We start from the raw sequence: 13,261 nt of genomic DNA, 5'->3' as shown, positions 1-13,261 counted from the left end.
AGGAACTTGACAGCTCGTCAGCTCGCAGCAGCCCGGATACCGCCCACCTCGGCGAGGAAGCGCTCGTAGGCGCCCAGGAACTCCTCCGGCTTCTCCCAATGCACCAGCGCGCCGGTGTCGAAGGCCGAGAACAGCCAGTTCTTGCGGGCGATGGCCCAGTTCGCCTCCGAGAAGTCCCGGAAATCGCCCTTCGTGCCGTGCAGCACGTAGATCGGCAGGTCGAGATCCTCGTAGAGGTCGCGCACGTCGCGGGCGAAGAGCTCGCCCGACAGGAAGGCGAAAGGCGCGTGCTCAGCGCCCGGCTGGCGAGTGGAGCGCCAATCGTAGGCGACCATCTCCGCCGGCACGTCCTTTCGCCCGAAGGTGCGCTGCAGGAAGTAGCGAATCGAGCGCTCCGATGTGAGGAGCCGGTAGAGGCCGCGGCCCCACGGGGCATTCAGGAAGCCGCGCATGCCGGGGATGCGCATCGACGTCTCCGGCGTGCCGCGCTTGCGGTGGGAGCCCTTGGCGAAGCCCGTGGGCGTCACGAAGGCGAGGCTCGCGAAGGCGTCCGGCACCTCGCGCGCGGCGCGGGCGAGGAACTCGCACGACAGCGAGAGCGCCACGGCGTCGATGGCCCGCGGCCCGTGCGCCTCGCGAATCACGTCCACCATGTCGAGCACGGCGTTGGTGAAGAGGCGGATGTCGTAGGTGCGCGCGGAGCGATCGGAGAAGCCGTAGCCGGGAAGGTCCACCGTATAGACCCGTCGGCTCGTCGCCAGCCGCTCGTGCAGCGGGCGCATCTCGTAGGCGGAGGCGGCGGCGTTGATGGAGTGGATCAGGAGCAGCGGCGCGCCCTCGCCGGCGACGTAGTAGGAGAGCCGCCCGCTGCGGCGGGCGGTCTCTCGGCGCTCGCCGGAGACGGCGGGCGTCAAATCGGTCGTGCTCACGGCTGTCTCCTCGCATGCGGCATCATGGCAGATAGCGCGTGGGCGCCCGGCGTCGATGCCGTGCGGGGAAACGCGCGGCGGGGCGGGCGGGGTTCCGGCCGCCACCGCCGCACCTTCCGCCGAGCGGGCGGTGACGTCAGGCGGCCTTCAGCGACGGAGCCACCGTGTAGGCGCCGGCGGTCTTGGCGGCGATCTCGTCGAGCGTCACGCCCTCGGCGAGCTCGATCAGCGTCATCCCGCCGTCGCCGTGCTTGTCGATCGTGAAGACGCCCAGATCCGTGATCACCATGTCGACGACGCCGGTTCCGGTGAGCGGCAGGTCGCAGGCCTCGAGCAGCTTGGGGCTCTCCGTGCCGTCCTTGGCCTTGGCGACGTGCTCCATCACGACGACGACCTTCTTCACGCCGGCGACGAGGTCCATGGCGCCGCCCATGCCCTTCACCATCTTGCCGGGGATCATCCAGTTGGCGAGATCGCCGTTCCTGGCGACCTGCATGGCGCCCAGGATGGAGAGGTCGATGTGCCCGCCGCGGATCATCCCGAAGGAATCGGCGGAGGAGAAGTAGGAGGTCGTCGGCAGCTCGGTGATTGTCTGCTTGCCGGCGTTGATCAGGTCCGGATCCTCCTCGCCCTCGTAGGGGAAGGGGCCCATGCCGAGCATGCCGTTCTCGCTCTGCAGCTGCACCGTCATCCCCTCGGGGATGTAGTTCGACACGAGCGTGGGGATGCCGATGCCGAGATTGACGTAGAAGCCGTCGCGCAATTCCTTGGCGGCGCGCGCGGCGATCTGCTCACGGGTCCAGGGCATGATGGTCGTGCCTCCCTCAGGCCGCCCGCGGGCGGGTGGTGCGCTGCTCGATGTGCTTCTTGGCGTCCGCCACGTGGATGATGCGCTGGACGAAGATGCCGGGGGTGTGGATGTGGTCGGCGTCGATCTCGCCCGCCTGGACCAGGTGCTCCACCTCGGCGACGGTGACCTCCGCGGCGGTGGCCATCATCGGGTTGAAGTTGCGCGCGGTCTTCCGGTAGACGAGGTTGCCTTCGGTATCGCCGGTATGCGCGTGCACGATGGCGAGGTCGGCGAACAGGCCGCGCTCCATCACGTAGCGCTCGCCGTCGAACTCGCGCACCTCCTTGCCCTCGGCGATCAGCGTGCCGACGCCCGTCTTGGTGAAGAAGGCCGGGATGCCCGCGCCGCCGGCGCGGATGCGCTCGGCGAGCGTGCCCTGCGGGTTGAACTCGAGCTCGAGCTCGCCCGCGAGGTATTGCTGGGCGAAGGTCTTGTTCTCGCCGACGTAGGACGAGATCATCTTACGGATCTGGCGCGTCTCCAGCAGCACGCCGAGCCCGATGCCGTCGACGCCGGCATTGTTGGAGATGACGGTCAGCCCCTTGGCGCCCGAGAGCTTGATCGCGTCGATCAGCGTCTCCGGAATGCCGCACAGGCCGAAGCCGCCGGCCATGATCGTCATGTCGTCCTTCAAGAGACCCGCGAGCGCCGCCGTCGCGTCGGGATAGACCTTCTTCATGGTCGTTCGACCTCCAGGTTCGATCGTGCGTCACTCCTACAGGATGGGTGCGGGGGGAGGCAACGCGCGCGAGCGGCGTGCGGGCGGGGAGGGGGCACGACCTTCGTCAGGGGCGCTAGCGTAGATGCCGTCTACCCTCGCGTGTCTTGAGGTTGCCTCGGCGATCTTCGTGTGCATCGCCGTGCTCCGGCACTATCCGACCGTTCGACCCGGTGCTATCTCGCTCGCCCGACGGGCCGCCGCGCCCGCGCGGACCTGACGCGAGACGCCGATCCCATGCACATCCTTCTCGAGAACGTCGTCGTGCGCGCGCAGGATCGCCCGATCCTGCGCGGGATCGATTGCGTTCTCACGGAGCGCCGAATCGGGATCGTCGGGGCGAACGGGTCGGGCAAGAGCACGTTCGCGCGCCTTCTCAACGGCCTCGTCCTGCCCGACGAGGGGCGCGTCGTCGTCGAGGGGCTCGACACGACGCGCGACGTGAAGGCGGTGCGGCGCGAGGTCGGCTTCGTCTTCCAGAACCCGGACAACCAGATCGTCTTCCCCATCGTCGTCGAGGACGTCGCCTTCGGGCTGCGCAATCGCGGGCACTCCAAGAGCGAGGCGCGGGAGCGCGCCGCCGCCGCGCTCGACGCCTACGGCCTCGGGCACCTGGCGGAGCGGGCGGCGCACACGCTGTCGGGCGGGGAGAAGCAGATGGTCGCCCTCGTCTCGGTGCTGGTGACGCGCCCGGGGATCGTCGTCATGGACGAGCCGACGACGCTCCTCGACCTGAGGAACCGCAACCGCATCCGCGACGCCGTCGCCGCGCTGGAGCAGCCGGCGATCGTCGTGAGCCACGACCTCGACCTCTTGAGCGATTTCGACCGGGTGCTCGTCGTCGCCGACGGCCGCATCGCCTACGACGACCGGCCGGAGCCGGCGATCCGCCGCTACGTGGAGGCGTTCTCGTGACGCTCTCGCTCTACGTGCCGGGGGAGAGCCCGCTCCATCGGCTCACGCCGGGGCCGAAGCTCGCGGGGCTCGCGACGGCGGGCCTCGCCCTCGTCCTCGTCGACGAGCCCGCGATCCTCGCGGGCTTCGCCGCGCTCGCGCTCGCCCTCCTCTTGCTTTCGCGCGTGCCGGTCTCGCAGCTGCGCGGTCAGCTGACGACGACCGCGATCCTCGTTGCGCTCGTCGTGGCCGCGAGCGTCTGGCTCGACGGCTGGCGCGAGGCCGCGGCTGCGGGTCTGCGCGTCGCCGCGCTCGTCCTCCTCGGGATCGTGGTGACGGCGACGACGCGCGTCTCGGATCTGCTCGAGACGCTCGAGCGCCTGCTCGCGCCGCTCGACCGCATCGGCCTGGTGCGCTCCGCCGACGTGGCGCTCGCCATCGCCCTCGTCCTGCGCTTCGTGCCCGAGATCCTCGCCGAGAGCCGCGCCATCCGCGAGGCGCGGGCCGCGCGCGGCATGCGCGTCGGCCCCGTCGCCCTCGTCGTGCCCCTCGTCGTGCGCACGCTCGTCAACGCCGACGCCATCGCCGCCGCCATCGAGGCGCGCGGCGGTCCCCGTTCCCCCGCAGAGGCCAGCCATGGCCTGCAAGAGAGCCGCAAGAAAGCCGTTCCGCATGAGCACCCGTGACCTCGTCCTGATCGCCCTGTTCGCCGCCATCACCGCCGCGATGGGGCTGATGCCGCCGATCAGCGTCGGCTTCCTGCCGGTGCCGATCACGCTGCAGACGCTCGGCGTCATGCTCGCGGGGCTGATGCTCGGGCCGGTGCGCGGCGGGCTCGCGCTCGCGCTGCTCGTGCTGCTCGTGGCGATCGGCCTGCCGGTGCTCGCCGGCGGGCGCGGCGGCTTCGGCGTGCTGCTCGGGCCCACGGGCGGCTTCATCGTCGGCTGGATCGTGGGCGCCTTCGTCACGGGGCTCGTCGCGCAGCGCACGACGCGGGTCGGCTCGTGGGGCGCCCGCGACCTCGCCTTCGCCTTGCTCGCCTGCCTCGCCGGCGGCGTCGTCGCGGTCTACGCGATCGGCATCCCGTGGCTCGCCGTGGTGACCGGCATGGACCTCGTCCAGGCGGCCGCCGGCAGCGCCGTGTTCCTGCCGGGAGACGCCGTCAAGGCGATCGTGGCGGTGCTCGTCGCCCGCGGCGTGCAGCGGGCCTACCCCATGAAGCTGCGCTGAGAGAGGCGCGTCGTCCCGGAAAGCGCGACGCACGATTTCAGCGCATCGCGAGTGGTGACGGCGCGCCCACGCTGGTGTAGAGGGGTTCTCCCACCCCTCGGGGGCCCGTAGCTCAATGGTTAGAGCCGGCCGCTCATAACGGTCTGGTTGCAGGTTCGAGTCCTGCCGGGCCCACCATTTTCCTTATTGAGTGTTCACGCCGGCAGGCCGGTGCACCGGCACCGCGTCGCGACTCACCACGGCGCGGAACCCGTCTTCCATCGTCGCCCAGCTCACGACGTCCACCTTGAACGGCAGGTCCGACACGTCGAAGGCCTCCGCCAAGGCAGCCATTTCCGCGAGAGGAAGCGGCTCGTCGCCCATGACGACGAGATCGAGGTCCGAATAGCGCTTGGACGTCGCGCGCGTTCGCGATCCGAAGGCGAGCACCGTGCGATCGGGAACGTGGTCGGCGAGGATCGCGCGGACGATCTTCGCATGCGCCGGCGCAAGATCGAGGACGCGCTCATCCACAATCATGCGAGCCGCCCCGCCAGCCTGTCGCGCAGCACGCGCGCCTCGTCGATGAAGCGAGGGATGCCGGCCACCACCTCGAGCGCCACGCGTTCCGAATAGGCGTGGCTGGTCTTGCCGCGCATCTCGCGGAACGTCCGCCATTCCGGCCATTCCCCCAGCAGGAGGCCCTGCTCCGACGCCGTGCGGATCAGCTCGGAAAACGTCATCGCATCGACGGTTTCGGGGTTCGGCGATGCGTATTCCAGATAGCGCTTGAGGCTTTTGTGGGCGATCTCGTAGGTGAACTCGAAGCGCTGCACGAGCCCGTCGCGAATCTGGATGTCGCTCGTATCCGCCTCGTAGCGCGCCCATCCCTCGATCAGGCGCTCCAGCGCCCGTGACAGCAGCGTGATGTCTGGCTTGGTATCGCTCATGAGGCCCGCTCCCGCGCCCACACCTCCCGCTTCCCGCTCACCACATGTCGAGGGCGACTCGAGCCTCGTCGGACATGCGGCTCTGGTCCCAAGGCGGATCGAAGACGATCTGCACGTCGACCTCCTGCACGCCCTGCACGGCGGAGACGGCGTTCTCGACCCAGCCCGGCATCTCGCCCGCCACGGGGCAGCCGGGGGAGGTGAGGGTCATGTCGATGGACACCTTGCGCTCGTCGGAGATCTCCACGCGGTAGATCAGGCCGAGCTCGTAGATGTCGGCGGGGATCTCGGGGTCGTAGACCGTCTTGAGCGCCGCGACGATATCGTCGGTCAGGCGATCGATCTCCTCCGGAGGCAGGCCGGCGCCGCCGACCTCGCCCGTGGTGGCGACCTGCGGCTCGTTGGGAGTGGACATATCGGTCACGGCGGTCTCGCTCGTCGGGGGATTCATGGCTCTCGGATCAGGCGAACAACGTTTCGGCCTTGCGCAGGGCATCCACGAGAATATCGACTTCCTCGCGCGTGTTGTAGAGCCCGAACGATGCCCGGCATGTGGAGGTGACGCCGAAGCGCTGCAAGAGCGGCATGGCGCAATGCGTGCCCGCGCGCACGGCGACGCCCTGGCGATCGATGACGGTGGCGACGTCGTGGGCGTGCGCGCCCTTCATCTCGAAGGAGAAGATCGCGCCCTTCTCTTTGGCTTGGCCGATGAGGCGGATGGAGTTCATCTCGCCGAGCCGTCCCTGCGCGTAGTCGCGCAGCATCGCCTCGTGGGCGGCGATGGTGTCGCGTCCGAGCGCCATTATGTAGCGCAAAGCCGCGTCCAGGCCGATCGCCTCGAGGATCGCCGGCGTGCCCGCCTCGAACCGATGCGGCGGCTGGTTGTACGACACGCTGTCGGTCGTGACGGTGTCGATCATCTCGCCGCCGCCGAGGAAGGGCGGCATGCGGTCGAGCCAGGCCTTCTTGCCGTAGAGGACGCCGATGCCCGTCGGGCCGTAGAGCTTGTGGCCGGTCATGACGAAGAAGTCGGCGTCGAGCGCCTGCACGTCCACGTTCATGTGCACGGCCGATTGCGCGCCGTCCACGAGCACGGGAATGCCGCGGGCGTGCGCCGCCTCGATGATCGCACCCATCGGCGTCACCGTGCCGAGCGCGTTCGACATCTGGGTGATCGCGACCATCTTGGTGCGCGGCGAAAGCAGCTTCTCGTATTCCTCGAACAGGAACTCGCCCTCGTCCGACACCGGCACCCACTTGATCACGGCGCCCTTGCGCTCGCGCAGGAAGTGCCAGGGCACGATGTTCGAGTGGTGCTCCATGATGGAGAGCACGATCTCGTCGCCCTCGCCGATGCCGTGCGCGCCGCCCATCCGGCCGAAGCAGTCGGCCACGAGGTTGTAGGCCTCCGTCGCGTTGCGGGTGAAGACGATCTCGTCCGTGGAAGCCGCGCCGAGATATTCGCGCACGGTCTCGCGCGCGGCCTCGAAACCTTCGGTGGCGACGTTCGCCATGTAGTGGAGGCCGCGATGGACGTTGGCGTAGCCCGTCTCCATGGCGTTCGTCATCGCCTCGATCACGGCCTTCGGCTTCTGCGCGGAGGCGGCGTTGTCGAGATAGACGAGCGGCTTGCCGTAGACCTGCTGCGACAGGATGGGGAAATCCCGGCGCACGGCCTCGACGTCGTAGGGCAGGGCGGTCGTCTTCGTGTCCATGGATAGCCTCCGTGACCCTCCTCCCGAAAAGGGAGGAGGGCAGGGGTGAGGGTGCGGAGCGATCAGCCCCGCTTCTTCAGCCAGGCCTCGACGATGCCCATGAGCGCCTCGCCGACGATCGCGTCGTCGAGATCCTCCTCCACGGCCTCGCCGAGGAAGCTCTCGATGAGCAGCGCCTCCGCCTCCGGCCGCGGCAGGCCGCGGGCCATGAGGTAGAAGAGCAGGTCGTCGTCGAGCTCGCCGCAGGTGGCGCCGTGGGCGCACTGCACGTCGTCGGCGAAGATCTCGAGCTCCGGCTTGTTCATCATCGTGCCCTCCTCGGAGAGGAGGACGGCCGCCGACATCATCTTGCCGTCGGTCTTCTGGGCCTGCGGCGCGACGTTGATGCGGCCCTGGAACACGCCCGTCGCGCGTCCGTCGATCGCCGTCTTGAACAGCTCCCGGCTCTCGCAGCCCGTCGCCAGATGGTTGACGACGAGCGTCGTGTCGGCGTGCTGCGATCCGCCGAGCATGGTCGCGCCGCGCACCGCGCCCTTCGTGTCCGCGCCGGCGAAGGTCATCCACACCTGGTGGCGCGAGAGGCCGGAGCCGGCCACGATGTTGCGCGAGCCGAACGCGGCCTGCGCCCCGAGATGGGCGGTGACGGTCGAGAGCGCGAGCGCGGCGTCGCTCTCGGCGTTGAGCCGTACGTGGGCGACCTCGGCGCGATCCCCCACAACGAACTCGACGACGTCGTTGGGCTGGTGCGCGAGGCCGTTCGCGCTCTCGTGCGTCTCGAGCAGCGAGATCGCGGCGTCCTCCTCCACGACGACGAGGACGCGGGTGGCCGTCGAGACGGCGGAGGCGCCGGTCGTGACGAAGCGAAGCGCGACGCGGCCCTCGACGCGCTTCGTGACGTGCAGCACCACGCCGTCCGTCATGAAGGCGGCATTGAGCGCGTAAGCGGCGTTGCCTTCGGCATCGCTCACCGCGCCGAGCTTCGACAGGAGCGGATGCCCCTCGGCCAGAGCCTGGGCCAGCGACACGGCGGCCACGCCGTCGGGCATGGCGTCGGCCTTGGCGAGGTGGCCGTTGACGAAGGCGATCGTCGCCGGCTCGGCCGCCGCGAAGACGCTCTCGACCGCGAGCGCGGCCTCGATCGCGGCCGCGTCGGGCTTGGCCGCCAGCGGCGCGACCTCGCGCATCAGCGCGCGCAGGTCGGTGTACTTCCACTCTTCCACGCGCCGGTGGGGCAGGCCCTTCACGGCGAAGCGGTGGAAGGCGTCCTCGCGCGAGCGGGCGTCGCCCGGCAGCAGGCTCTTGGAACGCGCGAAGAGATCGGCGAGCGCCGTCTCCGCCTGCGTCTTCATCATCGCGATCTCGGCCATCACGCGGCCTCCTGGGCCTTGTAGTCGGCGTAGCCGTTGGCCTCGAGCTCCTCGGCGAGCTCCTTGCCGCCCGAGCGCATGATCTTGCCGTTGGCCATCACGTGCACAGTGTCCGGCACGATGTACTGCAGGAGACGCTGGTAGTGGGTGATGACGAGGAAGGAGCGGTTGGGCGCGCGCAGCGCGTTGACGCCCTCGGAAACGACGCGCAGCGCGTCGATGTCGAGGCCGGAATCGGTCTCGTCGAGGATGCAGAAGCGCGGCTCGAGCAGCGCCATCTGGAGGATCTCCATGCGCTTCTTCTCGCCGCCGGAGAAGCCGACGTTGAGCGCGCGCTTGAGCATGTCGCGCGGGATCTCGAGCTTGCCGGCGGCGTCCTGCACCGCCTTCATGAACTCGGGCGTCGTCAGCTCGGTCTCCTCGCGGGCACGGCGCTGGGCGTTGAGCGCGGCCTTGAGGAAGGTCATCGTTGCGACGCCGGGGATCTCGAGCGGGTACTGGAAGGCCAGGAACACGCCGGCCGCGGCACGCTCGGAGGGCTCCATCTCGAGGACGTTCTCGCCGTCGAGCAGCACCTCGCCGTCGAGGATCTCGTAATCCTCCTTGCCGGCGATGATGTAGGAGAGCGTCGACTTGCCGGACCCGTTCGGGCCCATGATGGCGGCGACCTCGCCGTCGTGGATGGTGAGGTTCAGGCCGTCGAGGATGCGCTTGCCCTCGATCTCGGCGACGAGATTCTTGATTTCGATCATGTCGTTACGTCCGTACGTTCAGATGTCTTCGAGAGCGGCTCGGGCGGGGGCGCGCCGCAGGAGAGGTCTCCCGGCGCGCCCGCACCGTCCGGGCCGATGCGGCGAGCCCGGCGATCAGCCCACCGAGCCCTCGAGCGAGATGGCGATCAGCTTCTGCGCCTCGACCGCGAACTCCATCGGCAGCTTCTGGATGACGTCCTTGACGAAGCCGTTGACGATGAGCGCGGTCGCCTCCTCCTCGTCGAGGCCGCGCTGCATGCAGTAGAACAGCTGGTCCTCGGAGATCTTGGAGGTGGTCGCCTCGTGCTCGAAGACCGCCGAGGCGTTCTTCGATTCGATGTAGGGCACGGTGTGCGCGCCGCACTGGTTGCCGATCAGCAGCGAGTCGCAATTGGTGAAGTTGCGCGCGCCCGACGCCTTGCGATGCGCCGAGACGAGGCCGCGATAGGTGTTCTGGGAACGACCCGCCGAGATGCCCTTCGAGATGATCCGGCTCGTCGTGTTCTTGCCGAGATGGATCATCTTGGTGCCCGAGTCGACCTGCTGCATGCCGTTCGACACCGCGATCGAGTAGAACTCGCCGCGCGAGCCGTCGCCGCGCAGGATGCAGGACGGGTACTTCCAGGTGATGGCCGAGCCCGTCTCCACCTGGGTCCAGGTGATGACGGAGTTCTTGCCGCGGCAATCGCCGCGCTTCGTCACGAAGTTGTAGATGCCGCCCTTGCCGTTGGCGTCGCCGGGATACCAGTTCTGCACCGTGGAATACTTGATCTCGGCGTCGTCGAGCGCGATCAGCTCGACCACGGCGGCGTGGAGCTGGTTCTCGTCGCGCTGGGGCGCCGTGCAGCCCTCGAGGTAGCTGACGTAGCTGCCCTCGTCGGCGATGATCAGGGTGCGCTCGAACTGGCCGGTATTCTTCTCGTTGATGCGGAAGTAGGTCGACAGCTCCATCGGGCAGCGCACGCCCTTGGGCACGTAGACGAACGTCCCGTCCGTGAACACGGCGGCGTTGAGCGTCGCGAAGAAGTTGTCCGTCACGGGAACGACCGTGCCGAGATACTTGCGCACGAGCTCGGGATGCTCGCGGATCGCCTCCGAGATCGAGCAGAAGATCACGCCCGCCTCGGCGAGCTCCTTCTTGAACGTCGTCGCGACCGACACCGAATCGAACACGGCGTCCACGGCGACCCGGTTCGTCGGCTCGACGCCGGCCAGGATCTCCTGCTCGCGCAGCGGGATGCCGAGCTTCTCGTAGGCCTTGAGGATCTCGGGATCGACCTCGTCGAGGCTCTTGGGCGCTGCATTCAGCTTGGGCGCGGCATAGTAGTAGATGTCGTTGTAGTCGATCTTGTCGTAGGATACGCGAGCCCAGTTAGGCTCCTGCATCGTCTGCCAACGCTTGTAGGCGTCGAGCCGCCAGTCGAGCATCCAGGCGGGCTCGCCTTTCTTCGCGGAAATGAAGCGGATGATATCCTCGGAGAGGCCCTTGGGCGCCTTGTCGACCTCGAGGATCGTCTCGAATCCATACTTGTACTGATCTACGTCGATCGCCTTGACGCGATCGATCGTCTCCTGAACTGCCGGCATGTCACCCTCCTCTCACGGTTTCAAGGACCGCGGAACGGCTTTTCCTCGAACTCGAACATCGATCATGCCGCGCGAGCGCGGCGTGCACGTCTTTCCTCTAGGTCTTCGAGAACCGACGCGAAATGGATCACGGCATCCTCACGCGTCGCATGACCGCACGAGAGCCGTATCGCCCCCTCGGCCAGCACCGGCTCGATGCCCATGGCGTCGAGCACGTGCGAGCGCTTCACCTTGCCCGACGAGCAGGCCGAGCCCGACGAGAGCGCGACGCCCGCGAGGTCGAAGGCGATCAAGGCCGTCTCGGCCCGAAGGCCGGGGACTGCGAAGAGCACCGTGCCGGCGAGCCGCGGCGCGCCCTCGCCGAAGATCACGGCACCGGGCGCCTTTTCGCGGATCGCCGCGGCGAAGGCGTCGCCGAGGCGCGCGAGATGCGCCGTCTCGACTTCTGCGTTCTCGCGAGCCGCGCGTGCGGCGGCGCCGAAGGCGACGAGCGCCGGCACGTTCTCGGTGCCCGCGCGATGGCCGCGCTCCTGCCCGCCGCCGCGCACGAGGCGATCGAGCGCGTAGCCCTCCGACGCCAGAACGAGCGCGCCGGCACCCTGCGGCCCGCCGATCTTGTGGGCGGAGAGCGTCATGGCGTCGACGCCGAGATCCCGTATGGAGACCGCCGTCTTGCCCGGCGCCTGAACGGCGTCAGTGTGGATCAACGCGCCATGGGCGCGTGCGATCCGTGCGGCCTCTGCGACCGGCTGGATCACCCCGGTCTCGTTGTTGGCGAGCTGCAGGGAGACCAGGGCCGGACGCCCGCCATGCGCGGAAAGCCGCGCCTCGAGCCAGGCGAGATCGGCCACGCCGCGCGAATCGAGCGGGATACGCTCCACCGCCTCGGCCGGGAATCGGTGGCCGTCGAGGACGCAAGGGTGCTCGCCCGCGCCGACGAGCAGGAGCTCGGCCCGCTCGCCGCCGGCCCGGCGGAAGCCCGGCGCGAGGACGAGATTGTTCGCCTCCGAGCCGCCGCTCGTGAAGACCACTGCCGCCGCCGGCGCCTCGACGAGCGCGGCGACCTCGGCCCTGGCCTCCTCCAGCGCCGCGCGCGCGGCGCGGCCCTCGGCGTGAACGGAGGAGGCGTTGCCCGTGCGCGCCAGCGCCTCGACGAGCGCACGCGCCGCCTCGTCCCGCAAGGGGGCGGTCGCGTTCCAGTCGAGATAGAGGCGCTCGCGCATGCGTGTCTTCGCTCTCGGCTCCTGACGGCGTTCGCCGCGGCGGGTGCGCGACGAAAGCCTTGCTCTTCACCCCGCTTGCCGTGCTACAGGCTCGCCACCACATCACGACGGTCCGCCGGGACCGCGGGCGACGCTCACTTTAGAACGGTTCTAAGCGGTTAGAATTATTCTAAGAGTGATTTAGGGAGGCGTGTGCGGCCAAGTCAAGGCTCGCCTACGCGGTTTCCCGCGTTCCGCGGTGCGCGCGGACGCGAGCCGTTTCGCGACGGTCTTCGCGCCCACGGTCGAGAGGACGATGCATGCCTGAGGTAATTTTCGCCGGCCCCGCCGGGCGGCTCGAGGGTCGCTACCAGCCCTCCAAGAAGAAGGGCGCGCCGATCGCGATCGTGCTGCACCCGCACCCGCAATTCGGCGGGACGATGAACAACCAGATCGTCTACAACCTCTACTATGATTTCGTGCAGCGCGGCTTCTCCGTCCTGCGCTTCAACTTTCGCGGGGTGGGCCGCTCGCAGGGCGCCTTCGACCACGGCGCGGGCGAGCTCTCGGACGCGGCCGCCGCCCTCGACTGGGCGCAGTCGGTGAACCCGGACGCGCGCTCCTGCTGGATCGCCGGCGTCTCCTTCGGCGCATGGATCGGCATGCAGCTCCTGATGCGCCGCCCCGAGATCGAGGGCTTCATCTCCATCGGCGCCATGGCGAACCGCTACGACTTCTCGTTCCTCGCCCCGTGCCCGTCCTCGGGCCTCTTCGTCCACGGCTCGGAGGATCGCGTCGCTCCGGTCAAGGAGGTCATGGCCGTCATCGAGAAGGTGAAGACCCAGAAGGGCATCCAGATCGAGCACGCCGTGATCGACGGCGCGAACCACTTCTTCGACGGCAAGATCGAGACCTTGATGGAAGAGGTCGGCCTCTATCTCGACCGGCGCGTCGGTCCCAAGACCGAGGAGGCGGCGAACCAGCCGCCGCCGGCCGTGCCGAGCGAGGAGGCGGAGGCCGCCGCCGCCGCGAGCGCGCTGCCCGCGCCCGCGGGCGAGCCGGAAGAGGGCCGCGGGGAGGGCTGAGGC

Annotated in this window: 15 protein-coding genes and 1 tRNA gene; 5 read left to right on the top strand and 11 right to left on the bottom strand. The window is 68.9% G+C overall.

The features are described from left to right. Window positions 1–17 precede the first annotated feature (17 nt). From IEX89_RS24215 to IEX89_RS02725, 3 genes are all read right to left on the bottom strand, one after another. The gene (locus tag IEX89_RS24215; RefSeq protein ID WP_210317567.1) at window positions 18–929 is read right to left on the bottom strand and encodes an alpha/beta fold hydrolase; all 912 of its coding nucleotides are present in this window, start codon (window positions 927–929) and stop codon (window positions 18–20) included. Window positions 930–1,065: 136 nt separating this feature from the next. Next, window positions 1,066–1,737 carry a 3-oxoacid CoA-transferase subunit B gene (locus tag IEX89_RS02730; RefSeq protein WP_188909312.1) on the bottom strand — a complete coding sequence of 224 codons (672 nt, stop codon included), beginning with the start codon at window positions 1,735–1,737 and terminating at the stop codon, window positions 1,066–1,068. A gap of 16 nt (window positions 1,738–1,753) precedes the next feature. Then, window positions 1,754–2,458: a CoA transferase subunit A gene (locus tag IEX89_RS02725; RefSeq protein ID WP_188909310.1), complete on the bottom strand. Its 705-nt coding sequence runs from the start codon at window positions 2,456–2,458 to the stop codon at window positions 1,754–1,756. A gap of 276 nt (window positions 2,459–2,734) precedes the next feature. On the opposite strand from IEX89_RS02725, the gene IEX89_RS02720 reads away from it, so the two are divergent. The 4 genes from IEX89_RS02720 to IEX89_RS02705 all read left to right on the top strand — a co-directional run bounded on the left by IEX89_RS02720 (window position 2,735) and on the right by IEX89_RS02705 (window position 4,798). Continuing rightward, the gene (locus IEX89_RS02720; protein WP_188909308.1) at window positions 2,735–3,412 is read left to right on the top strand and encodes an energy-coupling factor ABC transporter ATP-binding protein; all 678 of its coding nucleotides are present in this window, start codon (window positions 2,735–2,737) and stop codon (window positions 3,410–3,412) included. Beyond that, the gene (locus tag IEX89_RS02715) at window positions 3,409–4,077 is read left to right on the top strand and encodes a CbiQ family ECF transporter T component (protein ID WP_188909306.1); all 669 of its coding nucleotides are present in this window, start codon (window positions 3,409–3,411) and stop codon (window positions 4,075–4,077) included. The genes IEX89_RS02720 and IEX89_RS02715 overlap by 4 nt, the downstream gene beginning before the upstream one ends. Then, entirely contained in the window at window positions 4,064–4,621 is a 558-nt protein-coding gene (locus IEX89_RS02710) for a biotin transporter BioY (protein WP_188909304.1), read from the top strand. The genes IEX89_RS02715 and IEX89_RS02710 overlap by 14 nt, the downstream gene beginning before the upstream one ends. A 101-nt stretch (window positions 4,622–4,722) precedes the next feature. Then, a tRNA-Ile gene (locus tag IEX89_RS02705) sits at window positions 4,723–4,798 on the top strand. Window positions 4,799–4,804: 6 nt separating this feature from the next. Here the strand turns inward: IEX89_RS02705 and IEX89_RS02700 are convergent. The 8 genes from IEX89_RS02700 to IEX89_RS02665 form a co-directional block, all read right to left on the bottom strand. After that, window positions 4,805–5,140, bottom strand: coding sequence for a nucleotidyltransferase family protein (locus tag IEX89_RS02700; RefSeq protein WP_188909302.1), 336 nt, complete (start codon window positions 5,138–5,140; stop codon window positions 4,805–4,807). Further along, the gene (locus tag IEX89_RS02695) at window positions 5,137–5,550 is read right to left on the bottom strand and encodes an HI0074 family nucleotidyltransferase substrate-binding subunit (RefSeq protein WP_188909300.1); all 414 of its coding nucleotides are present in this window, start codon (window positions 5,548–5,550) and stop codon (window positions 5,137–5,139) included. Before IEX89_RS02695 ends, IEX89_RS02700 begins: the two co-directional genes overlap by 4 nt. A 37-nt stretch (window positions 5,551–5,587) precedes the next feature. Beyond that, window positions 5,588–5,965 (bottom strand): SUF system Fe-S cluster assembly protein, encoded by a 378-nt coding sequence (locus tag IEX89_RS02690; protein ID WP_188910029.1) that lies wholly within the window; start codon window positions 5,963–5,965, stop codon window positions 5,588–5,590. 46 nt (window positions 5,966–6,011) lie between these two features. Further along, window positions 6,012–7,265: a cysteine desulfurase gene (locus tag IEX89_RS02685; protein ID WP_188909298.1), complete on the bottom strand. Its 1,254-nt coding sequence runs from the start codon at window positions 7,263–7,265 to the stop codon at window positions 6,012–6,014. 62 nt (window positions 7,266–7,327) lie between these two features. Next, complete coding sequence (gene sufD / locus IEX89_RS02680; RefSeq protein WP_188909296.1) at window positions 7,328–8,632, bottom strand: Fe-S cluster assembly protein SufD; 1,305 nt, start codon at window positions 8,630–8,632, stop codon at window positions 7,328–7,330. After that, window positions 8,632–9,384 (bottom strand): Fe-S cluster assembly ATPase SufC, encoded by a 753-nt coding sequence (gene sufC, locus IEX89_RS02675; RefSeq protein WP_188909294.1) that lies wholly within the window; start codon window positions 9,382–9,384, stop codon window positions 8,632–8,634. The genes sufD and sufC overlap by 1 nt, the downstream gene beginning before the upstream one ends. Window positions 9,385–9,498: 114 nt before the next feature. Beyond that, window positions 9,499–10,971, bottom strand: a complete 1,473-nt coding sequence (gene sufB, locus IEX89_RS02670) for a Fe-S cluster assembly protein SufB (protein ID WP_188909292.1) — start codon at window positions 10,969–10,971, stop codon at window positions 9,499–9,501. A 62-nt stretch (window positions 10,972–11,033) separates the two neighbouring features. Beyond that, entirely contained in the window at window positions 11,034–12,194 is a 1,161-nt protein-coding gene (locus tag IEX89_RS02665; protein WP_188909290.1) for a cysteine desulfurase family protein, read from the bottom strand. A gap of 299 nt (window positions 12,195–12,493) precedes the next feature. On the opposite strand from IEX89_RS02665, the gene IEX89_RS02660 reads away from it, so the two are divergent. Then, entirely contained in the window at window positions 12,494–13,258 is a 765-nt protein-coding gene (locus IEX89_RS02660) for an alpha/beta hydrolase (protein ID WP_188909288.1), read from the top strand. Window positions 13,259–13,261 lie beyond the last annotated feature (3 nt).

It is taken from the genome of Salinarimonas ramus, from assembly GCF_014645695.1.
Taxonomy (GTDB): Bacteria; Pseudomonadota; Alphaproteobacteria; order Rhizobiales; family Beijerinckiaceae; genus Salinarimonas; species Salinarimonas ramus.
Note: the sequence above shows the minus strand (reverse complement) of the source record. Positions and strands in the feature narration are given on the sequence as shown.

Coding starts and splice junctions, on each gene's coding strand:
- IEX89_RS02660 (WP_188909288.1), top strand. CDS start 12,494: ATGCCTGAGGTAATTTTCGCCGGCCCCGCCGGGCGGCTCGAGGGTCGC.
- sufC (WP_188909294.1), bottom strand. CDS start 9,384: ATGATCGAAATCAAGAATCTCGTCGCCGAGATCGAGGGCAAGCGCATC.
- IEX89_RS02665 (WP_188909290.1), bottom strand. CDS start 12,194: ATGCGCGAGCGCCTCTATCTCGACTGGAACGCGACCGCCCCCTTGCGG.
- IEX89_RS02690 (WP_188910029.1), bottom strand. CDS start 5,965: ATGTCCACTCCCAACGAGCCGCAGGTCGCCACCACGGGCGAGGTCGGC.
- IEX89_RS02695 (WP_188909300.1), bottom strand. CDS start 5,550: ATGAGCGATACCAAGCCAGACATCACGCTGCTGTCACGGGCGCTGGAG.
- sufD (WP_188909296.1), bottom strand. CDS start 8,632: ATGGCCGAGATCGCGATGATGAAGACGCAGGCGGAGACGGCGCTCGCC.
- IEX89_RS02685 (WP_188909298.1), bottom strand. CDS start 7,265: ATGGACACGAAGACGACCGCCCTGCCCTACGACGTCGAGGCCGTGCGC.
- IEX89_RS02720 (WP_188909308.1), top strand. CDS start 2,735: ATGCACATCCTTCTCGAGAACGTCGTCGTGCGCGCGCAGGATCGCCCG.
- IEX89_RS02730 (WP_188909312.1), bottom strand. CDS start 1,737: ATGCCCTGGACCCGTGAGCAGATCGCCGCGCGCGCCGCCAAGGAATTG.
- IEX89_RS02700 (WP_188909302.1), bottom strand. CDS start 5,140: ATGATTGTGGATGAGCGCGTCCTCGATCTTGCGCCGGCGCATGCGAAG.
- IEX89_RS02725 (WP_188909310.1), bottom strand. CDS start 2,458: ATGAAGAAGGTCTATCCCGACGCGACGGCGGCGCTCGCGGGTCTCTTG.
- IEX89_RS02710 (WP_188909304.1), top strand. CDS start 4,064: ATGAGCACCCGTGACCTCGTCCTGATCGCCCTGTTCGCCGCCATCACC.
- sufB (WP_188909292.1), bottom strand. CDS start 10,971: ATGCCGGCAGTTCAGGAGACGATCGATCGCGTCAAGGCGATCGACGTA.